The sequence below is a fragment of the Streptomyces sp. NPDC085524 genome, assembly GCF_044541755.1.
GTDB lineage: Bacteria > Actinomycetota > Actinomycetes > Streptomycetales > Streptomycetaceae > Streptomyces.
The window spans coordinates 61,399-85,385 of record NZ_JBITTH010000023.1 but is presented as its reverse complement, the minus strand read 5'-3'; the positions used below and the strand labels follow the sequence as shown (position 1 = coordinate 85,385).

The 23,987-nt window shown below is 74.2% G+C and carries 21 protein-coding genes; 10 read left to right on the top strand and 11 right to left on the bottom strand.

Annotated features, from left to right (window positions below):
* Window positions 1–15: 15 nt before the first annotated feature.
* From ACIGFK_RS30310 to ACIGFK_RS30290, 5 genes are all read right to left on the bottom strand, one after another.
* Complete coding sequence (locus ACIGFK_RS30310) at window positions 16–2,250, bottom strand: molybdopterin oxidoreductase family protein (RefSeq protein WP_376655938.1); 2,235 nt, start codon at window positions 2,248–2,250, stop codon at window positions 16–18.
* A 206-nt stretch (window positions 2,251–2,456) separates the two neighbouring features.
* Window positions 2,457–3,077 (bottom strand): TetR family transcriptional regulator, encoded by a 621-nt coding sequence (locus tag ACIGFK_RS30305; RefSeq protein WP_386470915.1) that lies wholly within the window; start codon window positions 3,075–3,077, stop codon window positions 2,457–2,459.
* Window positions 3,078–3,131: 54 nt separating this feature from the next.
* On the bottom strand, window positions 3,132–4,433 hold the full coding sequence (locus ACIGFK_RS30300) for a hypothetical protein (RefSeq protein WP_400054452.1): 1,302 nt from the start codon (window positions 4,431–4,433) through the stop codon (window positions 3,132–3,134).
* A 334-nt stretch (window positions 4,434–4,767) separates the two neighbouring features.
* Window positions 4,768–5,706 carry a hypothetical protein gene (locus tag ACIGFK_RS30295; protein ID WP_400054381.1) on the bottom strand — a complete coding sequence of 313 codons (939 nt, stop codon included), beginning with the start codon at window positions 5,704–5,706 and terminating at the stop codon, window positions 4,768–4,770.
* Window positions 5,703–7,841 carry a right-handed parallel beta-helix repeat-containing protein gene (locus tag ACIGFK_RS30290; RefSeq protein WP_400054379.1) on the bottom strand — a complete coding sequence of 713 codons (2,139 nt, stop codon included), beginning with the start codon at window positions 7,839–7,841 and terminating at the stop codon, window positions 5,703–5,705. The genes ACIGFK_RS30295 and ACIGFK_RS30290 overlap by 4 nt, the downstream gene beginning before the upstream one ends.
* 147 nt (window positions 7,842–7,988) lie before the next feature.
* On the opposite strand from ACIGFK_RS30290, the gene hmgA reads away from it, so the two are divergent.
* Both hmgA and ACIGFK_RS30280 read left to right on the top strand, forming a co-directional pair.
* The gene (gene hmgA / locus ACIGFK_RS30285) at window positions 7,989–9,302 is read left to right on the top strand and encodes a homogentisate 1,2-dioxygenase (RefSeq protein WP_400054377.1); all 1,314 of its coding nucleotides are present in this window, start codon (window positions 7,989–7,991) and stop codon (window positions 9,300–9,302) included.
* Between the two features lie 48 nt (window positions 9,303–9,350).
* On the top strand, window positions 9,351–10,100 hold the full coding sequence (locus tag ACIGFK_RS30280) for a GntR family transcriptional regulator (RefSeq protein ID WP_376655942.1): 750 nt from the start codon (window positions 9,351–9,353) through the stop codon (window positions 10,098–10,100).
* A gap of 58 nt (window positions 10,101–10,158) precedes the next feature.
* Here ACIGFK_RS30280 and ACIGFK_RS30275 read toward each other — a convergent pair whose 3' ends face one another.
* Window positions 10,159–10,326 carry a hypothetical protein gene (locus ACIGFK_RS30275; RefSeq protein WP_400054375.1) on the bottom strand — a complete coding sequence of 56 codons (168 nt, stop codon included), beginning with the start codon at window positions 10,324–10,326 and terminating at the stop codon, window positions 10,159–10,161.
* A 144-nt stretch (window positions 10,327–10,470) separates the two neighbouring features.
* Between ACIGFK_RS30275 and ACIGFK_RS30270 the strand changes: the two genes are divergently transcribed.
* Window positions 10,471–11,595 carry a type ISP restriction/modification enzyme gene (locus ACIGFK_RS30270; protein ID WP_400054450.1) on the top strand — a complete coding sequence of 375 codons (1,125 nt, stop codon included), beginning with the start codon at window positions 10,471–10,473 and terminating at the stop codon, window positions 11,593–11,595.
* 122 nt (window positions 11,596–11,717) lie between these two features.
* Here ACIGFK_RS30270 and ACIGFK_RS30265 read toward each other — a convergent pair whose 3' ends face one another.
* Window positions 11,718–12,446 (bottom strand): TetR/AcrR family transcriptional regulator, encoded by a 729-nt coding sequence (locus ACIGFK_RS30265; RefSeq protein WP_376655944.1) that lies wholly within the window; start codon window positions 12,444–12,446, stop codon window positions 11,718–11,720.
* A gap of 73 nt (window positions 12,447–12,519) precedes the next feature.
* On the opposite strand from ACIGFK_RS30265, the gene ACIGFK_RS30260 reads away from it, so the two are divergent.
* The 3 genes from ACIGFK_RS30260 (at window position 12,520) to ACIGFK_RS30250 (ending at window position 15,567) form a co-directional block, all read left to right on the top strand.
* On the top strand, window positions 12,520–13,488 hold the full coding sequence (locus ACIGFK_RS30260) for an ATP-binding cassette domain-containing protein (RefSeq protein WP_376655945.1): 969 nt from the start codon (window positions 12,520–12,522) through the stop codon (window positions 13,486–13,488).
* Window positions 13,485–14,276: an ABC transporter permease gene (locus ACIGFK_RS30255; RefSeq protein WP_400054372.1), complete on the top strand. Its 792-nt coding sequence runs from the start codon at window positions 13,485–13,487 to the stop codon at window positions 14,274–14,276. Before ACIGFK_RS30260 ends, ACIGFK_RS30255 begins: the two co-directional genes overlap by 4 nt.
* A 70-nt stretch (window positions 14,277–14,346) precedes the next feature.
* Complete coding sequence (locus ACIGFK_RS30250; RefSeq protein ID WP_376655947.1) at window positions 14,347–15,567, top strand: CaiB/BaiF CoA transferase family protein; 1,221 nt, start codon at window positions 14,347–14,349, stop codon at window positions 15,565–15,567.
* Window positions 15,568–15,624: 57 nt separating this feature from the next.
* Here the strand turns inward: ACIGFK_RS30250 and ACIGFK_RS30245 are convergent, their stop codons facing one another.
* Window positions 15,625–15,894 carry a hypothetical protein gene (locus ACIGFK_RS30245; protein ID WP_376655948.1) on the bottom strand — a complete coding sequence of 90 codons (270 nt, stop codon included), beginning with the start codon at window positions 15,892–15,894 and terminating at the stop codon, window positions 15,625–15,627.
* A gap of 261 nt (window positions 15,895–16,155) precedes the next feature.
* On the opposite strand from ACIGFK_RS30245, the gene ACIGFK_RS30240 reads away from it, so the two are divergent.
* Window positions 16,156–17,907 carry a serine/threonine-protein kinase gene (locus ACIGFK_RS30240; protein ID WP_400054369.1) on the top strand — a complete coding sequence of 584 codons (1,752 nt, stop codon included), beginning with the start codon at window positions 16,156–16,158 and terminating at the stop codon, window positions 17,905–17,907.
* Here the strand turns inward: ACIGFK_RS30240 and ACIGFK_RS30235 are convergent.
* Complete coding sequence (locus tag ACIGFK_RS30235; protein ID WP_376655970.1) at window positions 17,877–18,677, bottom strand: SGNH/GDSL hydrolase family protein; 801 nt, start codon at window positions 18,675–18,677, stop codon at window positions 17,877–17,879. The genes ACIGFK_RS30240 and ACIGFK_RS30235 overlap by 31 nt on opposite strands.
* 242 nt (window positions 18,678–18,919) lie before the next feature.
* Between ACIGFK_RS30235 and ACIGFK_RS30230 the strand changes: the two genes are divergently transcribed.
* The gene (locus tag ACIGFK_RS30230; protein ID WP_400054367.1) at window positions 18,920–20,011 is read left to right on the top strand and encodes a DUF5925 domain-containing protein; all 1,092 of its coding nucleotides are present in this window, start codon (window positions 18,920–18,922) and stop codon (window positions 20,009–20,011) included.
* Window positions 20,012–20,220: 209 nt separating this feature from the next.
* Here the strand turns inward: ACIGFK_RS30230 and ACIGFK_RS30225 are convergent, their stop codons facing one another.
* The gene (locus ACIGFK_RS30225) at window positions 20,221–20,610 is read right to left on the bottom strand and encodes a GntR family transcriptional regulator (protein WP_386465719.1); all 390 of its coding nucleotides are present in this window, start codon (window positions 20,608–20,610) and stop codon (window positions 20,221–20,223) included.
* A 70-nt stretch (window positions 20,611–20,680) separates the two neighbouring features.
* Between ACIGFK_RS30225 and ACIGFK_RS30220 the strand changes: the two genes are divergently transcribed.
* Window positions 20,681–21,397: a GNAT family N-acetyltransferase gene (locus ACIGFK_RS30220; protein WP_400054365.1), complete on the top strand. Its 717-nt coding sequence runs from the start codon at window positions 20,681–20,683 to the stop codon at window positions 21,395–21,397.
* Entirely contained in the window at window positions 21,394–21,879 is a 486-nt protein-coding gene (locus tag ACIGFK_RS30215; RefSeq protein ID WP_386465713.1) for a DUF402 domain-containing protein, read from the top strand. The genes ACIGFK_RS30220 and ACIGFK_RS30215 overlap by 4 nt, the downstream gene beginning before the upstream one ends.
* 15 nt (window positions 21,880–21,894) lie before the next feature.
* On the opposite strand, the gene ACIGFK_RS30210 is transcribed toward ACIGFK_RS30215, so the two are convergent.
* Window positions 21,895–23,985 carry a protein kinase gene (locus ACIGFK_RS30210; RefSeq protein WP_400054362.1) on the bottom strand — a complete coding sequence of 697 codons (2,091 nt, stop codon included), beginning with the start codon at window positions 23,983–23,985 and terminating at the stop codon, window positions 21,895–21,897.
* Between the last annotated feature and the right edge of the window lie 2 nt (window positions 23,986–23,987).

Below are 23,987 nucleotides of genomic sequence, written 5' to 3'. Positions count from 1 at the left end.
GAGCAAAACCCCAGCTCAGGGCAGGGGTGCAAGCTCGACGGGGAAGCCGTTGAGCACCGCTGTGCCGGACAGCGGGTCGAGCAGGGTGCCGTCGAGGAGCTGGTTGACGTTGACTCCGGGCACGACGGAGGCCACCGAGAGCCGGGTGCCGGCCCGGTCGTGGCCCCAGCCGTGCGGAAGGCTCACCACTCCGGTGCGGACGGCGTCGGAGACCTCGACGGGAACCTCCAGGCTCCCGCCGGCGGCGGTGATCCGGGCCCGGCCCCCGTCGGCGAGGCCCAGCCGCCCCGCGTCCTCGGGGTGCACCTGGAGGGTGCAGCGGTTGGAACCTCCGGTGAGGGCCGGGACGTTGTGCAACCAGCTGTTGTTGGACCGCAGGTGGCGGCGGCCCACGAGCACGAGGGCCGTGGGGCGGTCGGCGAGCGCCGCGCGCAGCCTGGGGAGCTCGGCCGCGATCGGGTCCGGCAGCAGCTCGATCCTGCCGCTGCGGGTCCTCAGCACGCCCGGGAGCCGGGGGCGCAGCGGACCCAGGTCAATGCCGTGCGGGTGCGCGAGCAGCCGCTCCAGGCTGAGCCCGTGCCCTTCGGCGGCAGCGCCGAACAGGTCTCCGTACGGGCCGAGTCGGAGCATCAGGTCCAGGCGGCGCTCGGGTCCGCTCTCGCCCGTGAGCAGGCCGGCGAGGCGGGCCGGATCCTGCCCGTGCAGCGGGGAGCGAGGGTCGGCGGTCTCCTTGGCGAGGGCGCTCTGGACGGCCAGTTCGTCGACGGCTTCCGGACCTGCGGCTCCGTGCATGCCGGAGACGGCGAGGACGAGGCGTGCGTGGATCTCGCACTCGTCGGGTCGGCCCGTTTCGAGGGGGACGGCGGCGCGGGTGTAGCGCACCTGGTTGCGGATGGCGAAGCCGTTGAAGGCGAAGTCGTGGTGCGGGGTCTGCGAGGACGGCGGCGGGGGCAGTACGACGTGCGCGTGGCGTGAGGTCTCGTTCAGGTACGGGTCGATCGAGACCATGAAGTCCAGGTCGGCCAGCGCCCGGTCGAGCCGGTCGCCGTCGGGTGCGGACAGGACCGGATTCGCGGCGATGGAGATCAGGGCGCGGATCCGCCCCTCCCCCGGGGTCTCGATCTCCTCGGCCAGGGCGACGGTGGGCAGTTCGCTCTTGGCCTCGGGGTGACCGCTGACCCGGCTGTGCCAGCGGCCGAGCGCGAAGCCCTTGCCGGGCCCGGCGGGGCGCGGCCGCGGTCCGGCGGCCGGGAGCGGGAAGAGGACTCCGCCGGGCCGGTCGAGGTTGCCGGTGAGGATGTTCAGTACGTCGACCAGCCAGCTGGCGAGGGTGCCGTGCTCGACGGTGCAGCTGCCGATCCGGCCGTAGACGGCTGCCGTGGGCGCAGCCGCCAGCTCGCGGGCGAGGGTGCGGATCTCGTCGGCCGGGAGGTCGCAGGCGGGTGCAACGGCCTCAGGAGTGAAACTCTCGAGTGCGGCTGCGAGTTCCCCGAGCCCCTCGGTCGTTTCGTCCGCTTCGCCGACGGCGGTGAGTTTCTCTGCGAGCAGGGTGTGCGCGAGGGCGGCGAGCAGCAGGGCGTCGCTGCCGGGGCGCGGCGCGAGGTGGCGGTCGGCGAGGGCGGCGGTGCGGGTGCGGCGCGGGTCGACGACGACGAGGGTGCCGCCGCGGGCGCGCAGGGCTTTGAGCCGGCCGGGGAAGTCGGGGGCGGTGCACAGGGAGCCGTTGGATTCGACCGGGTTCGCGCCCAGGAGCAGCAGGAAGTCGGTCCTGTCGAGGTCGGGGACCGGGATGGCGAACGGGTCGCCGTAGAGCAGGCCGCTGGAGACGTGTTTGGGCATCTGGTCGAGGGTGCTGGCGGTGAAGAGGTTGCGGGTGCCGAGGGCCTTGAGGAGCAGCGGCGGGTAGAGGGCGCCCGCCATGGTGTGCGCGTTCGGGTTGCCGAGGACCACGCCCACCGACTGGGCCCCGTGTTCCCGGACGAGGGCGGGGACGGCGGCGGCGATGGCGTCGAAGGCCTCCTCCCAGGTGGCTTCCCGGAGGCGGCCGTCGCGGCGGACGAGGGGGTGGCGCAGCCGGTCGGGGTCGGCATCGAGCTGCCCGAAGGCGGCGCCCTTGGGACAGATGAAGCCGTGGCTGAAGACGTCTTCGCGGTCACCCCGGGCGCCGGTGACGGCGGTGCCCTCGATGGTGAGGGTGAGGCCGCAGGTGGCTTCGCAGAGGGGACAGATGCGCAGGGCGGTGCGGGGCATGGGCCCTCCAGGGGCGGCAGGCTGCGACACGGGCACACGGGGAGCACCGAGCATACCGACCGGTACGGACGGCGGGGAGGGTCCTGCGGGGCCGGGCTCGCCCCGGCGCCCGGCGGGGTTCTCCCCGCGACCCGGGGGGGCGCCCCGGGGGCGGGAGGGGCCGGGCTCCCGCCTGGGGTCGGGCGGGCGTGGCGGAGCGGGGCCGGTCAGTCCAGTACGCGGGCGAGGTAGGCCTGCATCATCACGCGGATCTCGGTCACGATCGCGGGGTCGCCCTCCGGGTCGAGGCGGAAGGCCAGCTGGATCAGCGCGTCCGTGGCTTCGACGGCGACCAGGACGGCCCGGTCGAGGGTGGCGTCGGGGGTCAGGCCCAGGTGCCCGCAGAGCAGTTCGGTGAGTCGGGCGGCGACCATGTTGTTGGGGTCGGAGGCCGGGCCCTCGGTCGGCGGCGCGGGCACGCCGAAGTCGACGAGCGCGAAACCGGGGACGGTGCGCTTCATGGCGAGGTATTCGTCCAGCACCGCGTCGACGACGGGCCGCCAGTGGGTGGCGGGGAGATCTGCGAGGCGTTCCGCGATGCCGTCGGCGTAGGTGTCGAGGTTGCGGTGGGCGAGGGCCGTGGCCATGGCCCGCTTGTTGCCGAAGAAGCGGTAGACCGAGCCGATCGGCACGCCGGCGCGGAGGGCGACGGCCCGGGTGCTGAGGTTCTCGTACCCGGTCTCGTCCAGGAGTTCGGCGCAGGCGTCGAGGATCCGGGCGAGCCGGTCGGCGCTGCGCTGCTGGATGGGTGTACGGCGCATGGGGTGGGCGGGAGGCACGGGGTCCATCATGCCGCTCCTCGCTTCCGGGTTCGGCGGGGGCCTCGACTCACTGGCCCCGGTCTAGTTCAGCAGGAGGCTCAGCCCTCCGATGGTGTACGTGATCATCAGCGCGAGCAGCGGGAGCTGTCCGGCCACCGCTTTCGCCGGCGGGAAGAGGCGTACGGAGCGGTCGTGGGCCGCGACGACGCCGAGCACGTGGCCGGTGACGACGGCGACGACCTGGAGGGTGGCGAGGCCCCCGGGACCCAGTGGCTGCAAGGGTTCGGGGGCGTTGTCAGTGCCCGCTGCCATGATGACTGTGCGTGGTCCTTCGACTACCAGGAGGGAGAAGTAGTGGGCGACGAGATAGCCGAGCGCGATCGGCACCAGTGAGTGCGCGAAGGCGGTCAGCGGGCCGGAGTGCGGGCCGCTGACGAGTCGGGTGGCCGCCGCGCAGAGGCAGTACAGGGTGGCGACGAGGGCGATGGAAGCGAGCAGTCCGAGGGTGGCCGTGGGGGTGCGGCCGAGGGGGGAGGTCTGAAGGGTGTCGATCCAGGAGGGGTTGTCGGAGAAGCCGTCGTAGGCGGTGGAGCCGAGGAGGACGCAGACGGTGGCGACGAGTCCGGGCCGCTCGGGCGTCGCGTCGAGTCCGTGGAACGGGTTGCGCAGGACGAGGCGGCCGTCGCTGCGGCGGCCGAGGGGGGAGAGCCGGGCCGAGAGGGCGGAGTACGCCTCGAAGGCGTCTCCGTCGTCGAACCAGCGCTCGCCGTAGCGGGCGGCGAGCAGCAGCTGGGCGGTGGCGTACAGGGTGAGGGCGATCAGGAGGGTGGTGGTGGATGCGGGATCGGGAGCGACGAGTTCGAGCCAGGTGAAGGCGAACAGCCCGGCAGCCGCTGGCCATTGGCCGAGCCGGGCGGGGAGGGGGCGGCCGGGGGTGCTGCGGTGCAGGGCGCGGGCGAGCAGGAGGTACAGGGTGCGGAGCGGGTTGAGCCGGCGCCAGACGGGGCCGAGGAGGAGGGAGGCGGGGACGAGTCCGACCCAGAGGAGCACGTAGACGGCGCCGGGAGCGGGGTTGCGCGAGGGGTCGTCGGGACCGAGGAGGAGGTGGAGGAGGACGGCGAGTGCGGCGGCGAGGCCGAGTACGCGCAGGGCGGTGCGGATGGCCGGTGCGTCGGCGGCCCGCTGGAGGGCGGCGGGGAGGGCGAGCCCCGAGCGGTCTCCGCGGAAGCGGGAGGTCGACCAGAGCAGGCCCAGGGCGAGGAAGGAGACGAACAGTGCGGCGAAGGCGCCCGCGAATGCGTAGAAGGGAGAGATCGGAAGGTCGTGCTGGGATCCGATCCCGTGCGCGAGGGTGGTGAGCGGATCGGCCGGGTGAAGGACCACGCCCTGGCCGGCGCCGCCGACGCCACCGCCCGCGCCCGGCACCGGCCCCGGCCCGACGGGGCTCACCACCGGCCTGCCGGAGTCGGTGCCGCACCGTCGGCGCGGCCGGGCGTCCCGGACTCGGGCCCGAGTCCGGGGAGCCACGGCTGCGGGTGGCGGTGGGGCACCGGCTGCGGGTGGCGGTGGGCCTGTGGGTGGCGGTGGGGCCCCGGCCGCGGGTGGCGGTGGGCCTGTGGGTGGCGGTGGGGCCCCGCGTGCGGGTGGCAGTGGGCCTGCGGGTGCTCGTGGTGCCCCGGGTGCGGGTGCTCTGGGGACACTGCGTGCGGGTGGCGGGTCATCGGACGAGGAGCTGGGTCAGGACGAGGCCGGACTCGTGGGTCTCGACCTCGAAGAGGCCCGTACGGTCGGCCGTCAGGATCAGGGTGGCCTCCTGGCCTGCGAGCAGGGCGAGTTCCTTGTCGTAGCCGTGGACGTGCAGGGTGTCCGCGCGGTCGCTGGTGACGCGCAAGGCGACGCGTTCGCCGCGCCGCAGCTCGGTGCGGGCCGGGGCGGGGCTGACCTTGCCGTCCCGGACGGTGACGGTGACCGTGCGGTCCGCCTCCGGCGCCGCCTGGGAAGGCGGCGGGGACGTCGGCGCGGCCGTCGTCGTGGGGTGGCTGTGGCCACCCGCCTGGCCGGGGGCGGCGGCGGTGAGCTGCACCGAGCCCTCGATCGCCTTGCCCGCCACCGCCCAGGCGGTGTGGTCGTCCGCGTAGAGGCGGACGGTCAGGGTGTGCGCGCCCTCGGGGACCTGTGCGGCGGGCAGGTGGAACCAGGGGCCGTACAGCCGGGCCAGCTTGTGCCCGTCGAGCTCCAGGTGTGCGTGGCCGGCGCCCGGGAGGGCTCCGCCGCCGGTGCTGTCGGGGGTGAAGCGGTAGTTCTTCACCGCCAGCTGGAGGTTCCAGCCGTCCTCGGAGTCCGGGCGGGCGGTGAGCTGGACCTCCGGCGCGCCTTCGGCCGGGACCTCGCGCAGGCGGTGGCCCGCGCCGTCGTCGGCGGTGAGCAGGGTTCCCGCGCTGCCGGAGGCCTGCTCGTGGCTGGTGCCGGGTTTGTGGTGGGTGGTGGCCCGCCCGCCGCAGCCGGTCGCCGCGCCGCCCGCGAGGAGCAGGACGAGGGCGAGCAGGGCCGCACCCCGGGTGGTCCGGCCGCGCCTGCGCGGCCGGACGGGCGGGGCGGCACAGACGTCGCACCGGATCCGTTCGGGGGGCCGGGGCGCGATGGGGTGGAGGGTCATGCGGTGTGCTCCGGGTTCGACGGGGGTTCGGGAGCTGTCGCGCTCAGGGACGAGGAGGGGCCCGCCGGGACCGGGGAGCGGTCGCCGGCCGGGTCGCCGCCCGGGCCCGCAGGGCGGGCGGGAGTACCGGGGCGGGCCGAGGCCACCGCGGCCCAGAGGACCCAGACCAGGGCCGCCAGCGCCCGTACCCAGGCGGGGCTCAGGGGGGTCCAGGGGATCATCAGGACCGCCTTGTCGAAGGCGTCCAGCAAGGTCAGCCCGGCGAGCAGCAGGGTCAGGCGGGCCAGCCAGGGGCGGGTGGGGCGCAGGGCGATGCCCACGCCCGTCCACCACAGGCCGAGCAGGAGGAGGGCGAGCGCGGGGACGAAGGTCGCGGTCAGCGGCATGGTGGAGCCGGCCACGTCCAGGGCCAGGCCCGCCAGGCCCAGCAGCGAGGCGGCCGTGCCCAGGCGGGAGCCGCGCAGGCGGCGCCGCCACAGGGCCCCGCCGACCAGGAGCAGTACTGCCGCCACGGCCAGCGCGATCTGGGTCTCCACCCGCTCCAGGCCGCGCGCGCCGTACCAGTCGCAGCCGGCCGGGAGCTTGCGCGCCTGGACGCTGTAGTCGGCGCAGACGAGGAGCTGGACCAGCTTGACCGGTTCGCCGACCAGGCGGGCCGAGGCGCCCGAGACCTCGCCGCGCGCACCGCCGCACTGCGGGACCGTGCCCGGGGTGGAGCCGTCGGGGCCGTTCTGCCAGCAGTTGTCACGGCCCTGGCCGTCCCACCACACGTCCATGCCGTTGGGACGGGCGGCTCCGGACTTGTCCTTGCCGAGGATGTTGCCCGCGTACCGGTTGTGGTGGGAGGTGTCCGTCTGCTTGGACCACGCCTCCTCGCCCCGGATGAAGGCGGGGACGGCGCTGAGGAAGAAGCCCGCGCGCTCGTGCCCGTACACCCAGTTGTTCTCGTAGAGGTTCCAGTTGCCGCCCGCGGTGATGATGCCGGTGCCCGGGGGCATGGAGATCTGCGGGCAGACCACGCCCCGCTCGTAGCCGCGCTCGATCGGGGGCTTGGCGCACGTGCCGTCGGCGACGTGGCCGTAGTAGTCCTGGTTGTTGTCGTGGATGAGGTTCCGCTCGAACTTGGCGTGGTTCTGCGGGAGTCCGGGGTGGCCGGGGAAGGCGCTGTCCATCGAGGCGCCGCCCATGTTCTGGTCGAACTCGTTGTCGTGCACCCACACGGAGTCGCCCGCGGTGCCGGAGTAGCCGACCATGTTGTGGTGGCTGTGGCAGCCGGTGATCTCGATGGAGTACCGGGGGACGTCGTAGCCGCGGCCGTCGTTGATGTTGGAGGCGCTGCCGGGGTAGATGCCGGAGTCGCCGTTCCCGTACGACTCGCAGTTCTTGTAGAGCCCGTGGTCGCTGGCGAAGGTCAGGAAGCCGTACTCGTCGTTCCAGCGGGTCAGCACGTCGTCGATGACGAAGCCGTCGCCCGCGAGCACGTACAGCGAGTTGAAGGTGGTGCGCTGGGCGGTGAAGTTGCGGAAGTAGATGCCGTTGGACTTGTCGGCGCGGATGCCGTTCAGCTTCTGGTACTTGGCGTCGATGACGACGTCCGTGCGCGCGGCGCCGGTGCCCTCGATCTGCAGGTTCGTCTTGCCGAGGATGGCGACGAGGTTCTGGTTGTGGCGGCAGGCCACCTGCTGTTCGTAGCTCAGGATCTGGTAGCCGAGCGAGGAGTTCGGGGCCTTGAGCGTGGCGCACTCCCCCGTCGGCTTGCCCAGTGAGGGCTCCTCCTCGTACAGGCCGGGGAGGATCGCGATGTTCATCCCGGGCCGGTCGACGGCGTCGACGGCCTCCTGGAGGTGGCGGTAGCCGCTCTTCTCGCACCGTTCGAACAGGGCGAGGTTGCGGTCCCGGAGTTCCTGCGGGAAGGCGGACGTCCGGCGTTCGAAGTCGGACCGGTCCGTCTTGCAGACGAGCAGGTCCGGCTCCGCCTTGCGGTATTCGGGCACGGATCCGGTGCCGTCGGGGAGGGTGACGGGGCGCTCCTCGTGTGCGCTCGCGGCGGGCGCGGCGACGAGGAGGGACAGGAGGGCGAGGAGGGCGGCGAGGAGCGCCGCCGGCACGGCAGGAAACCTGCGGGTCCACGACATGCGCGTGAGAGTAGAGCATTGTTCAACTTTTGGGATCCCCCTCCGCGCGAATCCGATGGCGCCCGCGCGGATCACCCCCCGTTGACGCACGGGCCGCGGAATCCTACTGTCAGGCATAGGATTCCTTCGACGGAGCGGGAGCAGCAGATGAGCGAGCAGGCCAGGAAGACGGCGGAGGCACTCGAGTACCTCACCGGCTTCGGCAACGAGCACAGCTCGGAGGCCGTGCCCGGCGCACTTCCGCTCGGCCGGAACTCGCCCCAGCGGGCCGCTCTCGGCCTGTACGCGGAGCAGCTCAGCGGCAGCGCCTTCACCGAGCCCCGCACGCACAACCGCCGGTCCTGGCTCTACCGGATCCGCCCCTCGGCCGCGCACCCGCCCTTCACCCGCGTGGACAACGGGGTCCTGCGCACCGCGCCCTTCACCGAGTCCGTCCCGGACCCGAACCGGCTGCGCTGGAACCCGCTGCCCGACCCGGCCCCCGGAACCGACTTCCTGGCCGGCCTGTGGACCCTGGGCGGCAACGGCGACGCGACCCAGCGCACCGGGATGGCCGTCCACCTCTACTCCGCCAACGCCGACATGACCGACCGGGTCTTCAGCGACTCCGACGGCGAGCTCCTGATCGTCCCGGAGCGCGGCGGGCTGCTCCTGCGCACCGAGCTCGGCCTGCTCAGCGCCGGCCCCGGCGAGGTCGCCCTGATCCCCCGCGGCATCCGCTTCCGCGTCGAGCTCCTCGGGGACGACGCCCGCGGCTACGTCTGCGAGAACTACGGCCAGCCCTTCGAGCTGCCGAACCTGGGCCCGATCGGCGCCAACGGCCTCGCCGCCGCACGGGACTTCCGGGCCCCGGTCGCCGCGTACGAGGACGTCGAGCGCCCGACCGAGGTGGTCAACAAGTTCTGCGGCAACCTCTGGTCGGCCACCTACGACCACTCCCCGCTGGACGTGGTCGCCTGGCACGGCACCCACGTCCCGTACGTCTACGACCTGCGCCGGTTCAACGTGATCGGGTCCATCAGCTACGACCACCCGGACCCGTCGATCTTCACCGTGCTGACCGCGCCCACCGACACCCCCGGGCTGGCGGGCGTGGACTTCGTGGTCTTCGCCCCGCGCTGGCTCGTCGGCGAGGACACCTTCCGCCCGCCCTACTTCCACCGCAACGTGATGAGCGAGTACATGGGCCTGATCGAGGGGGCCTACGACGCCAAGGCCGAGGGGTTCGTGCCCGGCGGCGGCTCGCTCCACAACATGATGTCCGCGCACGGCCCGGACCGGGAGACCTTCGACCGGGCGAGCGCCGCCGAGCTGAAGCCGCAGAAGATCGACGACGGCCTGGCCTTCATGTTCGAGACCCGCTGGCCGATCACCGCCACCGCCCAGGCGGCCGGCGCGGACCACCTCCAGCGCGGATACGACGACGTCTGGCAGGGGCTCCAGCGCCACTTCCGTGCCTAATATGCGCAGGACACCGCCCCTGTCAGCAGCCCTACGGAGACCGCACCCGTGACCGCCTTCGCCCCCGACTCGCTGGTCCTGAACCGGAAGCTTCCCCTCTGGTACCAGGTCTCGCAGTCGCTGCGCGCCTCGATACTGGGGCGCACGCCGGACGCCTCACTGCGGCTGCCCACCGAGGAGCAGCTCGCCGAGCACTACGGGGTGAGCGTGCTGACCATGCGGCAGGCGCTCAAGGAGCTGGAGGGCGAGGGGCTGATCAGCCGGCACCGCCGGCGCGGCACCTTCATCGAGCCGGGGGCCCGGCGGGCCGCCCCGGTACGGCTGCTGGGCTCGGTCGACACGATCGTGGCCCAGCAGTCGGGTGAGCTCACGACGATCCTCGGGCATGCGCGGACGGCGGTGTCCGGGGAGCTGCTGGACCACTTCCCGGACACCCCGGAGGTGGTCACGTACCGCAGGCTGCGCCACGACCGCGAGAGCGGCGAGCCCAGCAACTGGGCGGAGAACGCGGTCCTTCCGGAGATCGCCGAGTCCGTGGAGCTCGCCGATCTCGAGCGGTGGCCGATGACGAAGGTGCTGCGGGACATCGTCGGGGTGCGCATCAGCCGGATCACGGACACGGTCGAGGCCCGGCTCGCCGACCCGGAGACGGCCGAGCTGCTCCAGGTCCCGCTCCTCAGCCCGATCCTGCACTACACGGGCGTGACGTACGACGAGGACGGCCGGGTCGTGGACGTGGCGCGGATCCGCTACCGCGGCGACCGGTTCTCCTTCACGGTGACGGTCGACGCGCACTGAGGAGCGCCGCTGTGGGCGACCCCGCCCCTGCGGGCGACCGCGCCGCTGCGCGCGGCTCCTACCGCTTCTCGTCGTCCTCGGCGGTCCGCTCGCCCTCGGCCTGGGAGGGCGTGGTGCGCGTCGTCTTCGGGTGGTGCGTCTGCTGCATCTGGGTCTCGTCCATGTCCTCGTCGAGCCGCTCCCCCTCGGCCTGCGACGGAGTCGAGTATTCGTCGTACTGACTCATGGCGTCTCCTCGGTCGATAGCGCGCACAAGCCTCATGCGCGTACATAAGGAGCGTAGCTCTTCGGCCTGGGCGCGGCCCGGCCGCCTGATCCCGTCGCTACCATCGGCGGCGTGAGCGAAGACGTACCGCTGCTGGACGATCTGATGCCCTGGTCCGTGGGCGGCCTGCGCCTGGGCCGGGACTGGGTGGCCGCGCCCGATCCCGCTTCCCTGCGCGCCCGCTGGGCGGCCCTGACCGGTGCCGAAGGCGCCGACCGGGAGCGGCTGTTCCGCCCGAGCCGGCTGCGTACGCCCACCTCCGGGGCGGCCGCGCTGCCGGGGCAGCGTTCGGCGGCCACGGCCCGTTTCGCGGACGAGCCCGGCCCCTGCCCGGAGCCCGTACGGGTGCTCCGCGAGCCCTTCGACGAGCAGTGGCTGCTGCCCGACCAGCGGCTCATCGACTCGGCCCGCCCGGAGCTGTGGCGGGTCCTGGACGAGCACCAGCTGTTCGCCGTCGAGACCCCCGAGCTGCTGGTCAGCGCGCACCTCCCGGCCGGCCGGCTCGGGCGGATCCGGCCCCTGCACCGGCGCCCCGGCGGCGCCGAGCCCAATGTCGCCCCCGGCCTGCTCCCCCTGCTCGGCGAGCGCTACGGCGGCTGGGTCACCCCCGAGGACCTGCTGTGCTGGATCCTCGCGGCGGGCCGCCCCGGGCCGCGGGGGTACGAGGTCCCGCTCGCGGCCGACCCGGGGCGCTGGCGGGCCGGGCTGGAGCTCGGACACCGGCTGCTCACCGTCCAGTTGCGCGGGGCGCGCGGCGGTGAGCCGCCCCGGCTGCCCGGCGGGCGCCGGCCGTACGTCCGCTCGGCGGTCGGGGCGTGGCCGCTGGGGCTGTCGTACGACGCGGAGGGCGAGACCCTGGGCCTCGGCACCGGCACGGTCTCCCCCGTACCCTCCGGGGCCTGGGAGTACGAGGTGCAGGGCGTCCGGGTGCTGGAGGCCTGGTTCGCGGCCCGGGTGGCGCACCGCGCTCCGGATGCGGACGGGCTGGTGGCGCTGGGTCCGGCCGAGTGGCCGCAGGCCTGGACCTCGGAGCTGCTGGCGCTGGTGACGACCCTGGCGCTGCTGGCGGAGCTGGCGCCGGAGCGGGCGGCCTTCGAGCCGGGCCCGCTCCTGCCCGCGGCCGCGCTGCGGGCGGCCGCGGTGCTGCCGCCGCCGCGCTCGGCGCGACGCCCCGCTTCGGTGCTGGACCACCAGGAGGAGGGCCCCGGCGGGCAGTTCGCGCTGCTCTGAGCGGCCAGGGACGCAGCGCGCCCAGCCCGTGCCGCCCCGAGCGGCTCCGGCGGCCTGCGCGCCCCGGGCCCCGAGCGCCTCCGGCCGGCCTGCGGCCCGCGCCCCGAGCGGCTCCGGCCTGCCTACGCGCCCCACGCCCCCAGCAGCCGGGACACCGACCGGTCGAACACGGCAGCCATGTCCAGCTCCGGGCCGGGGACGGGCTGCGCCCCGCCCGTGAGGGCCGCGGCCAGGCGCGGGTACTGCCCGGTGGCCAGCCGTGAGCCGAGCCAGGCGGCCCGGGCGCCCGCTTCGGCGGCCTCGCTCCACGGCAGGGAGCGGGCCCGCTCGGCCAGCGCCAGCTCGCTCGCCACGTAGGTGGACACCATGCCGTTGACCGCGGCGACGAGCTCCAGCTTCTCGCCGTCCGGCGCGTCCAGCGGGACCAGGCAGTCCAGGCTGTGCTCCAGGTACGCGAGGGCGTTCGGGCTGAAGCCGTGGACGGGGCTGAGGAGCCCCGGCAGCCACGGGTGGCGGTGCATCAGGTCCCGCGTCTGGCGGGCCAGGGCGAGCAGGTCGGCGCGCCAGTCGCCGGTCGGCGGCGTGAACTCGTACTCGCCGCCGACCGCGTCGACCATCAGCTCGTACAGGTCGTCCTTGCGCGGCACGTAGTTGTACAGGGACATCGTCCCGGCGCCGATCCCGGCGGCGACGCGCCGCATGGAGACGGCCTCGATCCCCTCCGCGTCGGCGATGCGCACCGCTTCGGCGGCGATCGACTCGCGGCTGTGCGCGGGCCTGGGGCCTCGGCCGGCCCGCTGCGGGCGGGACCAGATCACTTCGGGTTCAGCGGGTCGCCCGCCGGCTGTCATCGCTCGGATCACCTCGTCGTCTCGCCACCATCTTAGTTACGTACGACGTACGTAGTGGGGTAGGGTGCCGCACATGACTACTACGTACGCTGTACTTAGTGAGGGGTTGGAGAAGAACTACGGGGAGGTCCACGCCCTGCGCGGCCTCGATCTCGCCGTGCCCGAGGGCACGGTCTGCGGCCTCCTCGGCCCCAACGGCGCGGGCAAGACCACCGCCGTGCGGATCCTGACCACGCTCACCGCGCCCACCGCGGGCCGCGCGCTCGTCGCAGGCCACGACGTCACCCGCGACCCGGCCACCGTCCGCCGCGCCATCGGGGTCACCGGCCAGTACGCCTCCGTCGACGGGGACCTGACCGGCCGGGAGAACCTGCGGCTCTTCGCCCGGCTGGCCGGGCTGCGCGGCTCCGCGGGCCGGGCCCGCGCCGACGGGCTGCTGGAGCGCTTCGGGCTCGGCGAGGCCGCGGACCGGGTCGCCGGCACCTGGTCCGGCGGGATGCGCCGCCGCCTCGACCTGGCCGCCGGGCTGATCACCCGCCCCTGCGTGCTGTTCCTCGACGAGCCCACCACCGGCCTGGATCCGTCGGCCCGCGAGCACATCTGGACCGCCGTACGAGAACTCGCCGCCGAGGGCACCACGGTGCTGCTCACCACGCAGTACCTGGAGGAGGCCGACCGGCTCGCCGACGACATCGCGGTCGTCGACCGCGGCCGGGCCGTCGCGAACGGCACCCCGGCCGAGCTCAAGGCCCGGATCGGCGCCCGCGCCGAGGTCACGGTCGCCGTACCGGAGGCCCTCCCGGGAGCGGCGGCCGTACTGGACCGGCTCACCGGCGGCCGGCCCGTGCTCGACGAGGAGCGCCTCACCGTCGGGGTGACCGTCCTCGACGCCGGGCTGACGCTGCCGCGGATCATCCGCGAGCTCGACACCGCCGCGGTGCCCGTCACCGACGCGAGCCTGCGCCCGCCCACCCTCGACGAGGTCTTCCTGCGCCTCACCCGCATCCCCGCCCCCGCGGCCCCGAAGGAGAACGCGGCATGAGCACCCTGCTGTCCGACGGCGGCGCCGTCCTGACCCGTCAGCTCCAGAAAGCCCGGCACGCACCGGCGCTGCTGATCCTCACGCAGACCATGCCGGTCACGATGCTGCTGTTCTTCGGCTACGTCTTCGGCAGCGCGCTGGCCATGCCGGGGGCCGAGTACCGCGAGTTCCTGGTCCCCGGACTGCTCGCCGCCACCGCCGCGAACGGGCTGATGACCGGCATGTTCACGGCGTCGCAGGACGCCCACCGCGGGGTGATGGACCGCTTCCGGACCCTGCCCATGAGCCGCGCCGCCGTCCCGCTCGGGCAGACCGCGGCGGACCTGCTCACCACCGCCGTCTCGATGGTGCCGCTGATGCTGGTGGGGCTCGCGATGGGCTGGCGGGTCGAGACCGGACTGCCGGGCGCGCTGGGGGCCCTGGGCGTGCTCCTGCTGTTCCGGTTCGCCTCCGCCTGGGCCGGCACCTGCCTCGGCCTGCTCAGCAGGAGCGAGGAGGCGGCGGGGCAGCTCGGCAGCGCCACCTTCGTGCTGCCGATGCTGTCGAGCGCGTACCTGCCGACGGCCGGGCTGCCCGGGTGGCTGCGCACGGTCGCCGAGTGGAACCCGATCAGCGCCGTCGCCACCGCCGTACGGGACTTGTGCGGGAACGCGGGGGCGGAGGCCGCGCCGGGCGCCGCCTGGCCCGCCGCGCACCCGGTGGCGGGGGCACTGCTCTGGTCGGCGCTGCTGCTCGCGGTCTTCGCACCGCTCGCGGCCCGGCGGTTCGCCCGGGGCACCGCGGGCTGACCGGCTCCCCGGAGGGGAACTCCCCGGAGGGGGTGACAGGCCGGGGTCGTACGGGATAAGGATCGGTGCCATGGACACCGAAAGCGCCGTACCCGAACCGCTCCCGCTGGACGGCATCACCGTCGTCGCCGTCGAACAGGCCGTCTCGGCCCCCTTCGCCACCCGGCAGCTCGCCGATCTCGGCGCGCGGGTGGTCAAGGTCGAGCGCCCCGACGGCGGCGACTTCGCGCGCGGGTACGACACCGCCGCCCACGGCCTCGCCTCGCACTTCGTGTGGGCCAACCGCGGCAAGGAGTCCATCGCGCTCGACCTGAAGGACCCGCGCGGCCTGGAGGTCCTGCACCGGCTGCTGGCGGACGCCGACGTCTTCGTGCAGAACCTCGCGCAGGGGGCCGCCGCCCGGCTCGGGATCGACTCGGCCGCACTGTGCGCGCGCTACCCGCGGCTGGTCGCCGTGGACGTCTCCGGCTACGGCGCGGAGGGACCGTACGCGCACAAGCGGGCCTACGACATGCTCGTGCAGTGCGAGGCCGGGCTGGTGTCGGTGACCGGCACCCCGGAACAGCCCGTCAAGGCCGGCATCCCGGCCGCGGACATCGCGGCGGCCATGTACGCCTTCTCGGGGGTGCTCGCCGCGCTGCTGCGCCGCGGGATCACCGGGCGCGGGGGCAGGGTGGAGGTGTCCATGCTGGACGCGCTCGCCGAGTGGATGGGACATCCGCTGCACCACACGATGCACGGCGGGGAGCAGCCCGTGCGGACGGGGCTCGCGCACGCGGTGATCGCGCCGTACGACGCCTACACGACGGCCGACGGGGACCGGGTGCTGCTGTCCGTGCAGAACGACCGCGAGTGGCGGCGGCTGGCCGGACAGGTGCTGGAGCGGCCCGAGCTGGCCGAGGACCCTTCGTACGCGACGAACGCCGCGCGCACCGCGAACCGCGAGAAGACCGACGCGGTGGTGGCCGGGGCACTGGGCATGCTGGGCGCGGACGAGGCGATCGGGCGGCTGGAGGCTGCGGGCATCGCCTGCGCGCGGCTGAACTCGGTGGCCCAGCTCGCCGGGCACCCGCAGCTGGCGGCCCGGGACCGCTGGCGGGAGGTGGATTCACCTGCCGGTCCGCTGCGGGCCCTGCTGCCGCCGATCGGGCTGCCGGGCGGCGCGGCACCGCACATGGGTGCGGTGCCCGCGCTGGGCGAACACACCGGGGCCCTGCTGCGCGCCCTGGGGATGACGGACGCGCAGATCTCGGACCTTCGCCGGGACGGTGTGGTGGGCGTGTTCGAGTAGGGCCGGGGAACCGGCGGCCGGGTCGGCCGACGGCTGCGGGCGGGGACGGACGGGCAGTTACGAGCGGCGGCTGCCGAAGAGCGTGCGACGCAGACGGCGCAGCGGGGCGAAGAGCGAAACGCGCGCGCTCCGGCTCCGCAGGCGGTGCGTGTGGTCGCGGGAGGTGAGCTCGCGCATCAGCAGGGTCGCCTCGGCGGTCTCCCGGTGCGGGACGGCAGGTCCGCCCAGCACGGCGAGGTGACGGTCGAGGCGCGAGCTGCTCGCGCTGCTGCCGCAGGTGATGGCAGGCACGCGTGGCGGCCTGCTGCGCATTGCTATCTGTTCCATGATCTCTCCCCACCCGTACGAGGGCACCCGGCCCGGGCAGGTTAACCCTATCGTCCCCGCAACGCCCCCGGGTATCCCAGTGGTGTGAATTACCCCTATCGCGACGGGGAGTTGACGATTACTCAGTGGAGTCGACCGTCACTCTCCGCATAGATGCGCCGAGTTCGGAACGCCCCGCCACCGGTCACGTCACGACAGGGGCCACATCGCCCGCCCTGCGCTAACTTGGAGTGATCGCCTGATGACGCATGGGAGGCTCGCGTGACCGGGAACGTGCGTGGATCGGGTGGCGCGGGTGGCGAATCGCACTCCGGTCGTGTCGTCTCCGGCCGCTACCGGCTGCTGGAACCCATCGGCCGGGGCGGGATGGGCGTGGTGTGGCGGGCCCGGGACGAGGTGCTGGCCCGCGAGGTCGCCGTCAAGGAGGTACGGGCGCCGGCCTGGATGGAGGCCGGCGAACTCGCCCGGATGTACCGGCGCCTGGAGCGGGAGGCCTGGGCCGCGGCCCGCGTCTCGCACCGCGGGGTCGTCACGGTCTACGACGTGGCCTCCGAGGACGGCCGGCCGTGGATCGTGATGGAGCTGGTGCGGGGCCTCTCGCTGGCCGAGCTGCTGGAGGCCGAGGGGCCGATGCCCCCGCAGCGCGCCGCACACATCGGGGAGCAGGTGCTGGCCGCGCTGCGCTCGGCGCACGACGCGGGGGTGCTGCACCGGGACGTCAAGCCCGGCAACGTGCTGATCGCCAATGACGGCCGGGTGGTGCTGGGCGACTTCGGGATCGCCAGCCTGGAGGGCTCCTCGGCGATCACGATGACGGGCGAGGTGGTCGGCTCCCCCGAGTTCCTGGCCCCGGAGCGGGCCCTCGGGCAGGAGCCCGGCCCCGAGTCGGACCTGTGGTCGCTCGGGGTCATGCTGTACACCGCCGTCGAAGGAGTCCCCCCGTTCCGGGGCGGAAGCCCGCTGGAGGTCCTGCAGGCGGTGGTGGACGGGGAGTTGCCGCCGCCGCACCGGGCGGGGCCGCTGGAACCCGTACTGGAGGGGCTGCTGCGCAAGGACCCGGCCGCCCGGCTGCCCGCGGCGGAGGCGGCCCGGATGCTGCGGCTGGTGGGTGCGGGCGGGACCGTACGGGCCGCGGGCGGGCCGGTGTCGGGGCCGGACTCGCCGACGGTCGTCGCGCACCACCACGACCACGGACACGGCCCCGGCCCCGGCCCCGGCCACTCTCAGCAGCACGGACAGCCGTTCGATGCACCCGGGCACGGATCCGAGGCGGAGCGGCGCGGCGGGGCCGGGGCGGTGCTGACCGTCGGGATCGTGGTGCTGCTCGGGGCGCTGGCCCTGCTGGGGTGGCTGCTGGTGAAGGACCGCCAGGGCTCGCCGGGCGGCCGGGGCGCGGGCCCGACCGGTTCGGCGACCGCCTCGCAGAGCGCCACGGCGAAACCCTCGGCGGCGCCGTCCGCTTCGGCTCCAACGTCCGCGCCGGCGTCGCCGTCGGGCGCGGCGGGCGGGCAGGTGCTCGCGTACGTGGACGTCGTGCGCTCCTCCTACACCGGCTCCTGCCCGCCGCCCGAGGGCCGGGCACCCGCCTTCACCGCCACGCTCGAGGTGGAGCGCACCCCGGTGACGCTGGAGTACCGGTGGGCCACGCGGAGCGGGAAGGGCTCCGGCCCCGGCTGGCAGTCCGTCACGTACGAGGAGGGCGGGCCGAGGAGCCGGCGGCTGGAGCACAGCGAGCTCACGTACGTACCGGACGCCGACTGGGACGATGCGGTACGGCTGGAGGTGCGGGGTCCGGCCGAGGTGGCCACGCAGTGGGTGGACATCTCCGTGACCTGCGAGAAGGAGGCTCCGACGAGCGGAGCCTCCTCCCCCGGTCAGGGCCCGTCGCCGGTGCCGTCACCGAGTCCGACGCCGAGCCCCGCCGCGGCGGATCCCGCGGCAGGGCCCGAGGCAGGTCCCGCGGCGGGTCCCGTGGTGGCCGGTCAGGCCGCGTTGGTGAAGACGGGCAGGTAGCCGCCGGACTGTCCGGCGGCGGTCGGGTGGTAGGACTCGCCGATGTTCAGCCAGTTGACGCTGTGCAGCCAGGCGTCCCCGGAGCAGATCTCGTGGCCGGTGAAGGCACCGGCGACCGAGGCGAAGGTGAAGCCGTGGTCGGCGGCGCGCTTGGCGATGGCCGCGTTGAGGTAGTCGGCCGCGCCGTTGATGGCGGAGCGTTCGCCCTCGGTCAGGCCGGTGACGCAGGTGCCGTTCAGCTTGTAGAAGCGGGGGTAGCCGAGGACGACGACGTGCGCGGAGGGCGCCCGTCCGGAGATGGCGTTGTACACCTGGTCGAGCTGGCCGGGGAGGGTGTTGTCCACGTAGGCCTTCGCCTGGTTGACGCGGGCGACGCAGGTGGCCTCGGACTGGAGCACACAGGTCGTCATGACGTCGGAGAATCCGGCGTCGTTGCCGCCGATGGTGATGCTGACCAGGTCGGTGCCGGAGTTGAGCGAGCCGAGCTGCCCGGACAGGACGTCACCCGTACGGGCGCCCGAGCACGCGGCGAAGGAGAAGGTCTGCGGGGCGTGGGCGGCGGCCCACAGGGCGGGGTAGGCCCGGGTGGTGCGCTTGCAGCTGCCGCTCGAGCTGTCGTAGTTGCCGGCCCCGACGCCGGAGGAGTACGAGTCGCCGAGGGCGACGTAGCCGAAGTCGGCCGCGGCGGACGCCTGGCCCGCGCCGAACAGGGCGGTCCCCGCGGCGAGTAACAGGGAGGACGTCAAGGCGGCGAAACGCGTCATTCTCATGCTCATGGGCGTGCGGCTCCCTTGTGGGGGTGTGGGGGTCGCTCCGGTGGGGTTACTCCGGAGTCACTGCTGAGTCCGTGGTACAAGGAGCCGAGACCTTCTGGAAGTGTCCATGCCAAGAATGTTCGGGGCGGATTTCCGGGCCGAATCTTCACCCGCCAGGCGTTTGAAGAGGGAACTTGGCCACCCGAACCGGCGAAACACGGGTGCAAGAGGGCACGGTGTGCCGGATCATGGGCGCCATGCCAGCCAACCCGTATGACGCGCTGCCGATCCGGCTCAATGTCGACGACAGCGATTCGCCGTCGGATGTCGTGGACGCGTTGTTCCTCGGCCGGTTCGCGTCCGGCGAACAGCCGTACTCGCGCAGCCTGTCGATCGAGCGGGTGAAGGCGGAGGCCACCCTCCTGCCGCCGGGGGCCACCGTCCTGCGCTCGGCGCGCGACAGCGACCGCAGCGCCACCCTCGCGGAGGGCGAGGGCTGGACCGTGCTCGTCTCGCGCTGGAGCCGGGGTGCGGACGTCACGGTGACGGCGGTCAGCGACGAACTCGCGCAGAGCGTGCTGGGCGATGCCACGGAGGGCGCGCAGGACGAGCCCGAACCGCAGCCCGAGAACGTCACGATGGGCTTCTGGTACGTGTCCCCGCGCCGGGGCCCGTACCGGACGACCCGCCAGATCGCCGCCGGCACCTGGGAGGAGGTCCGGTCCAACTACACGGCGCCGGTGGCCGGGGCGATGGACCGGCTGATGAAGGTGACCCCGGACGACATCGCGGGCCGGCTGCTGCTGCTCCACGGGCCGCCGGGAACGGGGAAGACCTCGGCCCTGCGCACCCTCGCCCGGTCCTGGCGGGACTGGTGCCAGGTGGACTGCGTCCTGGACCCGGAGCGGCTGTTCAACGACGTCGGGTACCTGATGGACATCGCGATCGGGGAGGACGAGGGCACGGCGAAGGGCCGTTGGCGGCTGCTGCTGCTCGAGGACTGCGACGAGCTGATCCGCGGCGAGGCCCGGCACACGGCGGGGCAGGCGCTGTCCCGGCTGCTGAACCTCACGGACGGGCTGCTGGGCCAGGGCCGCAACGTCCTGGTCGGCGTCACCACCAACGAGGACCTCGAACGCCTCCACCCGGCGGTGGTCCGCCCGGGCCGGTGCCTGGCGCGCATCGAGGTCGGCCGGCTGACGCACCGCGAGGCGGTGGACTGGCTGGGCACGGACGAGGGCGTGTCCCGAGAGGGAGCGAGCCTCGCGGAACTCTTCGCCCTGCGGCGGGGCACGGGCCCGGCGGTACTGCCGCCGCAGGCCCAGTCGGAGGCCGGGCTCTACCTCTAGCCTCCGGCGGGCGGGCGGTCGTCCGGCGGCGGCCCAGGGCCCCGGGGCTCCGCCCCGTACCCCGCGCCTCGAACGCCGGCGGGTCTGACATTGCCCCCGCAAGGTTGCGCTGCGCGCACTTGCAGCCGGACGGCGGCACGATCCAGCCCCTCCGGCGTTTGCGGAGCGGGGTACGGGGCAGAGCCCCGGCAACGGCGCCGCGCCCGAGGTTACTGGGCGGCGTACCTGGCCCGGAGGGCTTCGGCGGCGGCGGCGAGGGCCTCGGGCTCCGTGAGCCCGAGCCGGTGCGCCCGGTCCGCGTAGGCCTGAGCGGCGGACGCGGCCTCGCGGGCGGCGCCCTCGCCCGCCGCCGCGACGAACGTCCCGTTCCGGCCCCGCGTCTCGATCACCCCGTCCGCCTCCAGCGCCCGGTACGCCTTCGCGACGGTGTTGGCGGCCAGCCCCAGTTCCTCCGCCAGCCCCCGCACGGTCGGCAGTTTGAAGCCGGCCGGCAGCTTTCCCGTGCGGGCCCGGTCGGCGATCTGCGCGCGCAGCTGCTCGTACGGCGCGGCCGAACCGGTCCGCACGTCGATGGTGATCTTCAGGTTCGTCGAGGTCACGGGGGTGATTGTCCACCATCGCCGGTTAATTGGGGGGCGCCCGGCCCCACCCGCACGTAGCGTCGGCCGCATGACCGTTTCGATCCGCGACCTCCGACCGGGGGATCCCGCCGACGCGGAGGCCGTCGTACGGGTGCGCCACCGCGCGCTGCCCTTCCTGCTGCACACCGCCGAGGGCGTGGCCTTCGAGCTGGCCTCCGCCCACCCGGCCCAGCGGTGCCGCCTCCTGGTCGCGGAGACGGAGGGCGGGCACGTCATCGGCGCCGCCCGGGTCGGCATCGCCCACGACAGCCCCGAGCCCGGCCGGTCGAAGGCCGACGTCCACGTCGACCCCGCCCACCGCGGTCTCGGCGCCGGCGGCCTGCTGCTGCGCACCGCCGAGACGTACCTCGCGGCGCAGGGCGCGGTGGAGACGTACGCCTGGGTCCTGGACGAGCCCGCCCACCGGGCCTTCGCCGAGCGCCGCGGCCACCGCCCCGGCCGTTCCTCGCACTTCCTGCGGCTGGACCTGGCGGAGGCCGCGCTGCCGCCGCTCCCGGAGGTGCTCCCGGCCGGGGTCGAGATCCGGCCGGGTTCCGCCTTCGCCGCGGACCCGCGGCCGCTGTTCGCCGCCGACGCGGAGACCACCTCCGACGAACCGGGCGACGTGGGAACCGAGTTCGACGACGCGGCCGGGTACACGGAGGCGCTCACCGGCAACCGTCCGATGCTCGCCGTCAACAGGCGGCTCGGATACGAGATCTGCGCGACCGAGACGCGCTACGCGAAGGAACTGGAGACGACATGAGCGTGCAGGAGCTGACCGTGGCCCTGGTCAAGGCCGGACGGGTGAAGATCCGCTACCCGGCCGCGCAGGTGGCCGACGACGGCGACCGGATCTCCGTACGCGCCCCCTGGGCGGCCGAGGGCGTACGCGACTTCGGGTTCGTGCGCTTCGAGCCGGGGGACGTGTTCGTCGAGCACTTCTGGCGCACCCGGTGGTACGCGGTCAAGGAGGTGTGGACCGGCGACGGCGTCCTCAAGGGCTGGTACTGCGACGTCACCCGCCCGGCGGTGCTGCGCGAGGGGGTGATCACGGTGGAGGACCTGGACCTCGACCTGTGGGTCTCGGCGGACGGGACCTCCGTACTGCGCCTGGACGAGGACGAGTTCGCCGAGAGCGGCCTCGCCACGACCGACCCGGAGGCCGCCGCCCAGGCCGTCCGCGCCCTCGACGCCCTGGACGAACAGGCCCGCACCCCGGCCGGCCTGCCCGCGCTGCTCGCGTAGCCGGGCGCCGCCCGCTCAGAAGACGGGCAGTGCTCCGAGTGACGTGCCGTCCAGGAGGAACACGCGGTTCGCGTCGCCCGTGATCCAGTAGCGGTCGGGGTTCTTGATGACGGGGAACATCCACGGCGGCCGGTTCTCGGGCGACAGGTCGATGACGTTGATGCCGCCGTCGGTCCGGTTGACCGTGACCGACCAGAAGCCGTTCCCCTGCACGACGAGCGGGCTGGGCGCGTCGCATTCGAACAGGCCCTCGTAGGTCCAGTCGGTACCCCTGCCGCTGCGGAGGTCGAGGCGGCGGGGGAACGTCCGGGCCGTCGCGTACACGTGGTCGCCGTGGATGGTCGCCGGACCCCAGGAGACCGCGCCGCCGTCCGGCGCCTTGGTGTTCCCGGTCGACCAGAGCTCCTTGCCGTCGACGACGTCGACGGCGGTGAGGCTCTTGCCGGTCACGCACAGGGAGCGCCCCGAGAGGGCGGCCTTGGCCCGGCCGTCGTCGGACTGCTCGCGGCGCTCCCACACCGTGCGGCCGTCGGCCGTGTCCAGCGCGACGACCGCCCCGTCCGACGCCGTGACGACCAGCCGGCCTTCGCCCGCCAGGCCCCGCGACGCCGCCTCGGTGCCGAGTGCCGCGCCGACGCCGACCGTCCAGCGGATCTTCGCATCGGACCGGCGGACGCAGCGCACCCGCCCGTCGGTGGTGATCAGGTAGACGGACTCGTCGTCCGCGGCGAGGAGGGAGGCGGCCTCCGCGCGCGAGGTCCACTTGGGTTCGCCGGTCGAGGCGACGTAGGTCGTGAGGGTGCCGTTCCGGTCGGTGGCCGCCACCAGCCGGTCGGAGAGGGACAGGTAGCGGTTGGCGGCCACGGCCTCCGGCGCCGACCACCGGAGCGTGCCGTCGACGACGCTGCGCGCGGCGATGCCGCCCTCCGGCGCTCCGACGATGACGACGTCGCGTACGGGGAGGGGCGCGGGCGTCTTCTCCGAGACCGCCGAGGGGACGTTCCAGAGCGCCTTGGCGGTCTCGCCGAGGATGTAGTCGCCCTTCTTCGGGTCCAGGACGCGGGCCGCCGGGGTCCGTACGGCCGGGGGGATGTCGAAGGGGTCGCTGCCCCTGCGGATCCACCACGCGGCTCCGCCTCCGGCCACGAGCACGGCTCCGCCGGCCGCGAGGCCCGTCAGCAGGCGGCGGCGCGACACGGAGCGCGGTGCGACCCCGCCCGGCACCGTCGTCAGCCGGTGCAGGCCGGCCTCGCGGGTCGTGATGTCCTGCGCGATCGGCCCGTTCCTCCAGACCCGCCCGGCGCCCCGGGGCGGGGCGGAGGAGGTGGCGATCTGCTCCGGCAGGGGCCGCGACGCCGGGTCCTTGGCGAGGCAGGGGCCGATCAGCGGCCGCAGGCCGGGCGGTACGCGGTCGAGGCGCGGTTCGCCGTGGACGACCTCGTACTGCACGGCGGCGACGTGCGTCCCCTCGTACGCGTGCTGCCCGCTCGCCGCGTACACGAGGACGGCGCCCAGGGAGAACACGTCGGCCGGAGGGCCGACGCGCTGCCCGAGGACCTGCTCGGGCGCGCCGTAGCCGGGGGTGACGGGGACCTGGCCGGTGGCGGTGAGGGTCAGGCCGTGTTCGGGGCGGGCGATGCCGAAGTCGATGACGCGGGGGCCCGTCGCGGTGAGCACGATGTTGGCGGGCTTCAGGTCCCGGTGGACGAGGCCGGCGGCGTGGATGTCGCGGAGCGCGTGGGCGAGCGCCGCCGCGAGGGCGCGTACCGCCGGTTCGCCGAGCGGCCCGTGGGCCCGTACGGCGTCCGCGAGCGTCGGCCCGGTCAGGAACTCGGTGGCGATCCACGGGCGCCCGCCCTCCGTCCGGGCGTCCAGTACCCGGGCCACGGAGGGACCGGTGACCGCGCCGGCCATCCGGGCTTCGCGGACGAAGCGCTGCGTGAGGTTCTGGTCGTGCGCCAGATGGGGGTGCAGCACCTTCACGGCGGCGGGGTGCCCCTCGCCGTCCTGGCCGACGTAGACCTTGCCCATGCCTCCTTCGCCGAGCACCGCGAGGATGCGGTACGGACCGAGCCGGATCGGGTCGCCGGATTCCAGGGGCTTCATTG

Excerpts from the sequence above, each read along its gene's own strand:
- ACIGFK_RS30310 (WP_376655938.1), bottom strand. The coding sequence starts at position 2,250 with ATGCCCCGCACCGCCCTGCGCATCTGTCCCCTCTGCGAAGCCACCTGC.
- ACIGFK_RS30305 (WP_386470915.1), bottom strand. The coding sequence starts at position 3,077 with ATGGACCCCGTGCCTCCCGCCCACCCCATGCGCCGTACACCCATCCAG.
- ACIGFK_RS30295 (WP_400054381.1), bottom strand. The coding sequence starts at position 5,706 with ATGACCCTCCACCCCATCGCGCCCCGGCCCCCCGAACGGATCCGGTGC.
- ACIGFK_RS30290 (WP_400054379.1), bottom strand. The coding sequence starts at position 7,841 with ATGTCGTGGACCCGCAGGTTTCCTGCCGTGCCGGCGGCGCTCCTCGCC.
- hmgA (WP_400054377.1), top strand. The coding sequence starts at position 7,989 with ATGAGCGAGCAGGCCAGGAAGACGGCGGAGGCACTCGAGTACCTCACC.
- ACIGFK_RS30275 (WP_400054375.1), bottom strand. The coding sequence starts at position 10,326 with ATGAGTCAGTACGACGAATACTCGACTCCGTCGCAGGCCGAGGGGGAG.
- ACIGFK_RS30270 (WP_400054450.1), top strand. The coding sequence starts at position 10,471 with ATGCCCTGGTCCGTGGGCGGCCTGCGCCTGGGCCGGGACTGGGTGGCC.
- ACIGFK_RS30265 (WP_376655944.1), bottom strand. The coding sequence starts at position 12,446 with ATGACAGCCGGCGGGCGACCCGCTGAACCCGAAGTGATCTGGTCCCGC.
- ACIGFK_RS30260 (WP_376655945.1), top strand. The coding sequence starts at position 12,520 with ATGACTACTACGTACGCTGTACTTAGTGAGGGGTTGGAGAAGAACTAC.
- ACIGFK_RS30255 (WP_400054372.1), top strand. The coding sequence starts at position 13,485 with ATGAGCACCCTGCTGTCCGACGGCGGCGCCGTCCTGACCCGTCAGCTC.
- ACIGFK_RS30250 (WP_376655947.1), top strand. The coding sequence starts at position 14,347 with ATGGACACCGAAAGCGCCGTACCCGAACCGCTCCCGCTGGACGGCATC.
- ACIGFK_RS30245 (WP_376655948.1), bottom strand. The coding sequence starts at position 15,894 with ATGGAACAGATAGCAATGCGCAGCAGGCCGCCACGCGTGCCTGCCATC.
- ACIGFK_RS30235 (WP_376655970.1), bottom strand. The coding sequence starts at position 18,677 with ATGAGAATGACGCGTTTCGCCGCCTTGACGTCCTCCCTGTTACTCGCC.
- ACIGFK_RS30230 (WP_400054367.1), top strand. The coding sequence starts at position 18,920 with ATGCCAGCCAACCCGTATGACGCGCTGCCGATCCGGCTCAATGTCGAC.
- ACIGFK_RS30220 (WP_400054365.1), top strand. The coding sequence starts at position 20,681 with ATGACCGTTTCGATCCGCGACCTCCGACCGGGGGATCCCGCCGACGCG.
- ACIGFK_RS30215 (WP_386465713.1), top strand. The coding sequence starts at position 21,394 with ATGAGCGTGCAGGAGCTGACCGTGGCCCTGGTCAAGGCCGGACGGGTG.
- ACIGFK_RS30210 (WP_400054362.1), bottom strand. The coding sequence starts at position 23,985 with ATGAAGCCCCTGGAATCCGGCGACCCGATCCGGCTCGGTCCGTACCGC.